This is a genomic window from Enterococcus sp. 3H8_DIV0648, from assembly GCF_002140655.1.
Taxonomy (GTDB): Bacteria; Bacillota; Bacilli; order Lactobacillales; family Enterococcaceae; genus Enterococcus_A; species Enterococcus_A hulanensis.
Map to the genome: position 1 here is coordinate 1 of NZ_NGLG01000021.1, position 1,264 is coordinate 1,264.

The 1,264-nt window shown below is 37.3% G+C and carries 3 protein-coding genes; 1 reads left to right on the top strand and 2 read right to left on the bottom strand.

The features are described 5' to 3' along the window. Positions 1–168 (bottom strand): LUD domain-containing protein (locus A5875_RS23090; RefSeq protein WP_176244799.1); only part of this gene is annotated, 168 nt, incomplete at its 3' end. A gap of 146 nt (positions 169–314) precedes the next feature. On the opposite strand from A5875_RS23090, the gene A5875_RS23095 reads away from it, so the two are divergent. Beyond that, positions 315–896, top strand: coding sequence for a CPBP family intramembrane glutamic endopeptidase (locus A5875_RS23095; protein ID WP_088935939.1), 582 nt, complete (start codon positions 315–317; stop codon positions 894–896). A 105-nt stretch (positions 897–1,001) separates the two neighbouring features. Here the strand turns inward: A5875_RS23095 and A5875_RS23100 are convergent, their stop codons facing one another. Continuing rightward, positions 1,002–1,220 carry an LUD domain-containing protein gene (locus A5875_RS23100; protein WP_141108394.1) on the bottom strand — a complete coding sequence of 73 codons (219 nt, stop codon included), beginning with the start codon at positions 1,218–1,220 and terminating at the stop codon, positions 1,002–1,004. Positions 1,221–1,264: the final 44 nt, after the last annotated feature.

Here is a 1,264-nt window from a genome sequence, read left to right on the forward strand (position 1 = left end):
GACTAATACCCCATCTTCGGTGATGCCGTTAATGCTCGTCAAGAAGCAGTCAGCTGTTAAAGCTTGTTTCATGACTTGATGCCGCTCCTCTGGCGAAGTCGTTTTCTCTCGATCGATCATTTTTTGACCGCGTTGATACAATTCTTCGATAATCCCAGATTGCTCTATAGCTGTCTCTTATACACATCTAGATGTGTATAAGAGACAGGTCTGCTAGTATACCAAAACAATCACAAACAAAATTATTCTTATTTCATATTGCTTTACACATTTCATCCATTTTTTTAAAATAAAAAAAGAATGGAGGGTTAAAGATGGCTTCAAATAAAAAACATTGGTGGGGGCTTTTTATCATTCCATTAGAATTATTGATTGGTGACTGCCTTTTCCCACCCCTTCATTTAGGTAAAAGCCCCGAAACTGCTCTGCTTGCATCAACCCTGCTTTTTCTAACTGGATTTGTGGCTACGATTTATTTGTTTCACGATTTTCTAAGAGAGCAATGGCATCTTTATCGATCGAGGCTTTTTCTTAGATTATTAATGAGTATTTTTTTAACTGCGGTAGCTTTTTTACTGTTGCGGGTTACGCGTGAAATGATTCCTAGTGAACTTCTACAGCTTCGTGCGTCAACAATTCCTTCTCCGCAAACGCTTAATCCAAGTTGGACAGTGTTAGCTGCAATTATCCCTTTTATTGCTCCTTTTACAGAAGAATTGACTTTTCGCTATTTACTATTAGGAAAATTTTCTAGTAAATTTTTGCGTGTAATCATGCTGTTCATCCAAGGTATTCTATTTGGATTAATACATTGGACCACTTTTAACGGCAATGTATATGCTATGATCCCTTACATGGTGCTAGGCTGTCTCTTATACACATCTAGATGTGTATAAGAGACAGTAATCATGCTGTTCATCCAAGGTATTCTATTTGGATTAATACATTGGACCACTTTTAACGGCAATGTATATGCTATGATCCCTGTCTCTTATACACATCTAGATGTGTATAAGAGACAGATACAATTCTTCGATAATCCCAGATTGCTCTATAGTGATCGAGCCGCCGAAACCAACAGATTGATTTTGATCAATTTTTTCTAAGGCTCTTTCTTTAGCTTCCTCTAAATTCTGACAAATAATCGGTTGAAAATTTCTCCGTACTAATTTCTTACTTAAACTTGCTGCCGTAGCTGCGTAACTGTCTCTTATACACATCTAGATGTGTCTGCAAGACCTGTTAATCCTGCCCCAATCAATAC

Bases quoted from the DNA above. Each gene is read 5' to 3' on its own strand.
- A5875_RS23100 (WP_141108394.1), bottom strand. From the start codon at position 1,220: ATGTGTATAAGAGACAGTTACGCAGCTACGGCAGCAAGTTTAAGTAAG.
- A5875_RS23095 (WP_088935939.1), top strand. From the start codon at position 315: ATGGCTTCAAATAAAAAACATTGGTGGGGGCTTTTTATCATTCCATTA.